At 62.2% G+C, this 6,432-nt stretch carries 8 protein-coding genes; 6 read left to right on the top strand and 2 right to left on the bottom strand.

Annotated elements, in window-relative coordinates:
• The coding region (locus tag Q2T94_RS07125; protein WP_302263452.1) for an HNH endonuclease family protein at positions 1–737 on the bottom strand (737 nt) is incomplete at its 3' end.
• Between the two features lie 112 nt (positions 738–849).
• A complete protein-coding gene (locus Q2T94_RS07120) occupies positions 850–1,449 on the bottom strand; it encodes a sunset domain-containing protein (RefSeq protein WP_302263451.1) in 600 nt (199 codons plus the stop codon).
• A gap of 308 nt (positions 1,450–1,757) precedes the next feature.
• On the opposite strand from Q2T94_RS07120, the gene kynA reads away from it, so the two are divergent.
• From kynA to Q2T94_RS07090, 6 genes are all read left to right on the top strand, one after another.
• Entirely contained in the window at positions 1,758–2,627 is an 870-nt protein-coding gene (gene kynA / locus Q2T94_RS07115; RefSeq protein WP_302263450.1) for a tryptophan 2,3-dioxygenase, read from the top strand.
• 9 nt (positions 2,628–2,636) lie between these two features.
• The gene (locus Q2T94_RS07110) at positions 2,637–3,470 is read left to right on the top strand and encodes a PaaX family transcriptional regulator (RefSeq protein ID WP_302263449.1); all 834 of its coding nucleotides are present in this window, start codon (positions 2,637–2,639) and stop codon (positions 3,468–3,470) included.
• Positions 3,471–3,613: 143 nt separating this feature from the next.
• Positions 3,614–3,952, top strand: coding sequence for an ArsR/SmtB family transcription factor (locus Q2T94_RS07105; protein ID WP_264268385.1), 339 nt, complete (start codon positions 3,614–3,616; stop codon positions 3,950–3,952).
• Positions 3,953–3,970: 18 nt separating this feature from the next.
• Positions 3,971–4,444 (top strand): SRPBCC family protein, encoded by a 474-nt coding sequence (locus Q2T94_RS07100; RefSeq protein WP_264268386.1) that lies wholly within the window; start codon positions 3,971–3,973, stop codon positions 4,442–4,444.
• Positions 4,445–4,613: 169 nt separating this feature from the next.
• Positions 4,614–4,976, top strand: a complete 363-nt coding sequence (locus Q2T94_RS07095; protein WP_302263448.1) for a PadR family transcriptional regulator — start codon at positions 4,614–4,616, stop codon at positions 4,974–4,976.
• On the top strand, positions 4,976–6,325 hold the full coding sequence (locus Q2T94_RS07090) for a permease prefix domain 1-containing protein (protein WP_367281528.1): 1,350 nt from the start codon (positions 4,976–4,978) through the stop codon (positions 6,323–6,325). Before Q2T94_RS07095 ends, Q2T94_RS07090 begins: the two co-directional genes overlap by 1 nt.
• The last annotated feature ends 107 nt before the right edge of the window (positions 6,326–6,432 follow it).

The raw sequence follows: 6,432 nt of genomic DNA, 5'->3' as shown, positions 1-6,432 counted from the left end.
AAGGCGGCCTTTTGCTTCGGGCACGTGGAGAGCACGCGCTCCATGGCCTTCTTTTCGGACGCGGTCACAGACAGCGTGTACTTCTTCTTGACGCTGATCTGCGTTGCCACGTACCGACAGCGGAAAGACTTGTTGGCCGGCAACCACTCGGCGGCATTGGCATCGCCCTTGGAACGATTGGCCGATGCTTGCGAGGCCATGAGGTTCAACGGATCGTTGGCGAGACCCTGGCGTTGGTCCTGGGACAGCTGCACACCGCCTGACACCCATGCGTTCTTCAACGCCACCACGTGGTCGATGTCAACGGACCCGCTGTTCACCTTCCACTTAATGGTGGTCCCGGTGTACACGTCAGCCAACGTGCCGGAGGCGAGTTGGCATTTCTTCGCGTCCTTGAACTTTACAGACGACAAGTCGCGCTTGAGCGTGTCCTGGCGCTCGTCGCATTTGTTGCCGTTGAAGTCCTTCCAGCCATTGCCGAACTTCTGGTTCCGGTCGTAGCCGGTTGCCGGCGCCTTGCCCTTGACCGGCAAGGCGTCCAGGACCGAAACCGCGAGCGGGCCATCGAGCTTGGCGCCGGGGGTGACTCCCTCACCGGCCACGGACGTCGAAGTACTGCTGGGTCCCAAGGTGGTGACATCACTGGCTTGATCATTGCCAACATGGGTGCCGAAATTCGCCACCAAGCCACCGGTCAGGATCAGGAGGGTGACAACAATGCTTATCAGGTGCTTCAAAACGCTCTTTCAGGATGAATCAACAACGCACAACGCCGAAGGTACATTTAAACACCCGTGGCCCACAGTTTGCCTGCGGGCCACGGATGTTGATCGACAACCGAAAATGGGACTAGCGCTTCGAAGCGCGGTATCCGGCCTTGCGTGCGTCGGAAGTGGTCTTGAAGCATTGCTCGGGAACCGTGATGCTATAGAACTGGCCACCGCGAACGTGGTACTTCCATTCCTTGTTGCTGCCGGTCTGGTTGCCCTTGACGGGGTAGGCTGCGGGGCAGTTCTTGCCCTTGGCCGCGGCCCAAGTCTTCTTCACCTTGGCCTTCGTGATGACCAGGGTTTGCGTCTTGGAGGTCGAGAGCTTCTTCTTGCCGATCTTGTAGTTCACCTTGGTCGTCACCTTGTAGGTCCCGGCCTTTAGTGAAATCGACGTTTTGTTCTTGGCAACGGTCTTCTTGCCTTGCTTCACGGTCAAGACCTTTGAGGTGACCTTGACGCCCTTGGCCGCCTTGACCGACGGTTTGATGGTGGCCTTGGCCGAACCCTTGACCGTTTTGTTGGCGATCTTGTTGATCGTGATCGCCGGAGCTTTTTTGGCGGCCACCACATTGATCGCTTGGGTCGGCGCTACGGGCGCGGCTGCTGCCACGGCGGCCCCGGAAAATACGATCGAAGCAGCGGCCGCCAAAGCGGTGAGCATGCGAGTAAACGACTTCATGTGTCCCCCAATATCCAGATGGCACCCCTGGCCATCCACGTTCAACTCCCTATCAAACCACAGACCAGGACCCAAACCGCGGCGCAAGGCGGTTCCGCCTCCACGCTCTTTCCAGTTGAGCACCGGATCCGCGGCCACACCCTGGGAACTGCATGCGCCGGATCACGGCCACGGAGAGACGGAGCCGACTTTTTCCATCACCACCGGCAGCACGGGTGTTTCACCAGGTCGTCCGCAATTGGGCCAAGCACCAGCGAGCATCATTTCACTATCTTGACGCACGTCGACGAACTGATATGCTTCTTTCCATGGCCTGCCCACACGCACAGACGCCCGAGGGTGCACGCGAAATCGAAGACACCGTCCGTACCGACTTCAGCAACACCATGTCGTACGGAAGCTACTTGGACCTGGGGCGCCTGCTCTCGGCACAGCACCCCGTCAGTGTCCCTGAGCACCACGATGAGATGCTGTTCATCATCCAGCACCAGACCAGCGAGCTGTGGCTCAAGCTGATGCTGCACGAGCTGGTTGAGTCACGTCGCCTGATGGACAGCGACGAAATCGGCAAGTCGCTGAAATGCCTCGCCCGCGTCAAGCACATCCAGAAGACGCTGACCGAACAATGGGCAGTTCTGGCCACACTCACCCCGCGCGAGTACGCACAGTTCCGCGGCTCACTCGGCTCGTCCTCCGGTTTCCAGTCGTACCAATATCGTGCCGTCGAGTTCATCCTGGGCAATAAGCACGAAGGCATGCTCAAGGTCTTTGAATCCGACCCCGATGCCCACCAGTTGCTATCCAAGCTCCTACACGAACCAACCGTCTACGATTCCTTCCTCCGCGCCCTGGCCCGTTCGGGCTATGCCGTCCCCGAGGCGATCCTGGAACGCGATGTCTCCCAGCCGTGGGTCTTCCAAGAGGCACTGGTTCCCATCTACAAGGACATCTACGAATCGGACGACACCATCTGGAGCCTCTACCAGGCCTGTGAGGACCTCGTTGATCTGGAGGACAATTTCCAGGCCTGGCGCTTCCGCCACATGCGCGTCGTCCAACGCACCATCGGCTTCAAGAAGGGTACCGGCGGGTCTTCCGGCGTGGATTTTCTCAAGCGTGCACTGGACCTGACATTCTTCCCGGAGCTGTTCGCCGTCCGCACCGAGATCGGCAAGTAGCGCCCGACCATGCTGACCGAGCTCGACGACCTGGATGCCCGCACGGGCAGCACCACCTCCCTGGTCCGCACCATCGTGGGTCTGTACCTGCGCGAACTGGGCGGCTGGATTTCCTCGGCGCACCTGATCGCGCTGATGGACGCGCTGGGCACCACGCCCCAGGTGACGCGGACGGCGATCTCCCGCCTGAAGAAGAAGGGGATCCTCGAACAGCAAGCCCGGGCAGACGTCCTGGGGCTCCAACTCACTCCCACCGGTGAACGCATCCTTGCCCGGGGAGACAGGCGCATCTTCGAACCGCGCGCCATGGATCCGGCGGATCCCTGGTGCCTGCTCTCCTACTCCATCCCGGAGGCCGAACGCGAGCGCCGCCACCAACTGCGCAAGTACCTGCAGGGTATCGGCGGCGGCCTCATGGCGCCGGGACTGTGGATCTTTCCCGACTACCTGCGCGCCGAGGTCTGGGAGATCTTGCGCGTCCTGGGCCTGGAGGACCACGCGACGGTCATCGTCTCCAATCTCCTGGAGTTCACCGGGACCGCCCAGGCGTCGGCTGTTGCATGGTGGGACCTGGATGCGCTTTCGGCACTGCACCACGGCTTTCTTGACCAGAACAAGGCCGTGGCCGGCGCTGGACAGGCAAGCGCCGCCGAGAGCTTCGCCCTCTACGTGAGGGCCATTGATTCATGGCGGACCATTCCGTATCTGGATCCCGGGCTGCCGGAAAACTACCTGCCCGGGGACTGGCCAGGCCACCAAAGCGCCGAAGTCTTCCTGTGCATCCAGGCCAGCCACTCCTCCGCGGCACGCTCCCACGTCGACGCGTTGACTGCCCTCGCGTAGGGGCGGGGGCACGGAGACGGAACGGCGGCATCCGGCCGACCAATTAAATTCCATGGTCAGCACTCCCCAGCTCTTGACTATCGGAAAACACCGGAGCATCGTTGTAATCAACCGAAAGGTTGATCAAGAAAAGAGTTGAATACGTGTCCTTCGACGAGCAAGATCTCAACAGGGCATTCCTGGCCCTCGCAGACCCCACGCGCCGGCAAATCATCGCCAGGCTGTCCACCGGCCCCGCCACTGTCAACGAACTCGCCGAACCGTTCAAGATGTCCATCCAAGGCATCTCGAAGCACATTCAAGTCCTCGAGCAGGCGCATCTGGTGACTCGCACACGCGAGGCGCAACGCCGCCCGGTCCACTTGAATCCTGCACTGCTCACGGAGCTGACCGGCTGGATCGACAAATATCGGCTACTGGCCGACCAGAAGTACAACCGCTTGGACGCCGTGCTCAAAGGCCAATCCGCACGCCACGGATAAAAACACGAAAGTCCCATCATGACCAACCCACTAAACCTCAGCATCCCCGAAGGCACACCCTTCATTGATTTCACCCGGGAATTCGACTTTCCCGTCGCGGCGGTCTTCGAGGCGCACCGCGACCCCGCCCTCGTTGCCCAATGGCTCGGACCCTACGGGTTGAAAATGGAAATCGAGACCTACGACTTCCGCACCGGGGGATCCTACAAGTACACCCACTCCAACGAATCCGGGACCTACGGATTCAACGGGGTGTTCCACACCGTCCGCGAAAACGAGTTCGCCATCCAGACCTTTGAATACGACGGCCAGCCCGACGTCGTCGCCATGGACTACATGCGTTTCGAAGCATTGGAGGGCGACCGCTGCCGGCTTGTCGGGCACTCCGTCTATCCCACCGTTGAGGCTCGCGACGGCATGGCCGCCTCAGGCATGGAAGGCGGCATCACGGAGGGGTACGAGCGACTGGACACCCTGCTGTCCACAAGGTAGTGACGGGGCACCGCGGCTTGGGACGCATCACCTGATTTCCCGAGCCGCCCCCGTTTCCCAGGATGGGACCTTCGCCGGGTCCGATGAAAACGTTCGTGGCCAGGCGTCTTTCTTGCCTTCACGGGACGCCGGATGTCTAATACATAGTAGATCTATGTAAGGAGACGACGTGCGCATCGACAAGGACCTGGTCGCCGCATCGGCGACCCCGCTCGTGCTGGGGATCCTGGAGGCTGACGAAATGCACGGCTACGCCATCATCAAGCGCGTGAGCGAGCTTTCCGGCGGGGACATGCAGTGGACCGACGGAATGCTCTATCCGCTGCTGCACCGTTTGGAGCGGCTTGGCTACCTGCGTTCGTCCTGGGGCGTTTCGGAGGCAGGGCGCCGTCGCAAGCACTACGCCATCACCGAGACCGGTCGTGCCGCCCTGGCCGAACGGCAAGGGCAATGGACCGTCGTCGCCGAGACGCTGCGACAAGTATGGCATTCGGCGCAGCGCCCGCCAGCCGCGGAAACGGGATGGGCGTAATGGAGGAGCATGCAGGGCTTGAAGCCCAGATTCAGGTGTGGCGCGGCTACGTAGCCCGCCGCCGGGCCATCTCCCCCGCCGACCTCGATGAGCTCGAAGACCACCTGCGCGAACAGATCGACGAAAGGCGTGCGGGAGGACTCGACGACGACGAGGCCTTCCTGGTGGCGATCAAGCGCATGGGAAACCTCGATGCGGTCTCTCGCGAATTCGCGCGCGAACATTCGGAGCGGCTGTGGAAACAGCTCGTCCTTCTTCCGGAGGGACCCGCAGTCGCCGGACCCCCGCCCCGGCGTGAGCTTGCAGTGGTCCTGTCCCTCGCGGTGGGGGCCGGCCTGGCGCTAAAGGCGGGTCTCACTTGGCTGGGCGAAGACGCTGCCCTGTTGCGCAACGTCGGCCTGTTGGTGTTCCCATTCCTGGTCGCGTACTTTGCATGGAAGCGGCGGATCACTGCACGCACGGCGATCGCACTGGCCATCCCCTTCGCCATACTGGTGCTCGCGCTCAACATTTACCCGTTCGATTCGGACGGTTCCACGTGGCTACTCGCGGCGCTGCATGTCCCGGTGATCCTGTGGCTGCTGGCGGGGGTCGCCTACGTCGGCGGGCGGTGGCGGTCCGATGGCAGGCGCATGGACTTCGTGAGGTTCACCGGCGAACTTGCCATCTACTTCATCCTGTTGGCGCTCGGCGGCGGCGTGCTCATTGGGCTTACCTTCGCCGTGCTCCAGCTGGTGGGCCTTGACCTGGAACCGGTACTGGAAAGCTGGATCCTGCCGTTCGCCGTTCCGGGGGCCTTGGTGGTAGCCGCCTGGCTGGTTGAGGCCAAGCAGGACGTCATCGAGAACATCGCACCTGTCCTGACGCGCGTCTTCACGCCCCTGACGATTGCGATGCTGCTGGCCATGCTCATCGTGCTCACGACCGCCGGCAGACTGGTCGACGTCGACCGCGGCCTGCTCATTCTCATGGACGCGATCCTGGTGCTGGTGCTGTGCCTCCTGCTCTACGCGTTGTCCGCCCGCGACCCGCTGGCCCCGCCGGGGTTCTTCGATGCGCTGCAGCTGATCCTCGTCGCGGCGGCCCTGGCCGTGGATGCAGTAATGCTGACTGCGATGCTGGCCAGGATCGCCGAGTTCGGCTTCAGCCCCAACAAGGTCGCCGCGCTCGGCCTGAACCTGCTTCTGTTGGTGCACCTGGTGCGGGCCGCTTGGCTGTCCGCCGGATTCCTGCGCGGCAGGCGTCCGTTCGCGGCGCTCGAGCGTTGGCAGACCCGCTATCTGCCGGTTTACGGTGCGTGGGCAGCTGTGGTGGTACTGGTATTTCCGCCGGTGTTCGCCTTCACCTGAGTCCGCGCACCGGAACCTGGGACTTTCAGGCGGAAACGCAAAAGAACTGCTCCGCAGCCACTTGGGGGTTGACTGCGGAACAGCTCTCCTGGCCGTTCGTCCGCTCT

The sequence above is a fragment of the Paeniglutamicibacter sulfureus genome (assembly GCF_030512175.1).
Lineage (GTDB): Bacteria > Actinomycetota > Actinomycetes > Actinomycetales > Micrococcaceae > Paeniglutamicibacter > Paeniglutamicibacter sulfureus.
This window is presented reverse-complemented; position numbering and strand designations above follow the sequence as displayed.

Excerpts from the sequence above, each read along its gene's own strand:
- Q2T94_RS07100 (WP_264268386.1), top strand. The coding sequence starts at position 3,971 with ATGACCAACCCACTAAACCTCAGCATCCCCGAAGGCACACCCTTCATT.
- kynA (WP_302263450.1), top strand. The coding sequence starts at position 1,758 with ATGGCCTGCCCACACGCACAGACGCCCGAGGGTGCACGCGAAATCGAA.
- Q2T94_RS07120 (WP_302263451.1), bottom strand. The coding sequence starts at position 1,449 with ATGAAGTCGTTTACTCGCATGCTCACCGCTTTGGCGGCCGCTGCTTCG.
- Q2T94_RS07090 (WP_367281528.1), top strand. The coding sequence starts at position 4,976 with ATGGAGGAGCATGCAGGGCTTGAAGCCCAGATTCAGGTGTGGCGCGGC.
- Q2T94_RS07110 (WP_302263449.1), top strand. The coding sequence starts at position 2,637 with ATGCTGACCGAGCTCGACGACCTGGATGCCCGCACGGGCAGCACCACC.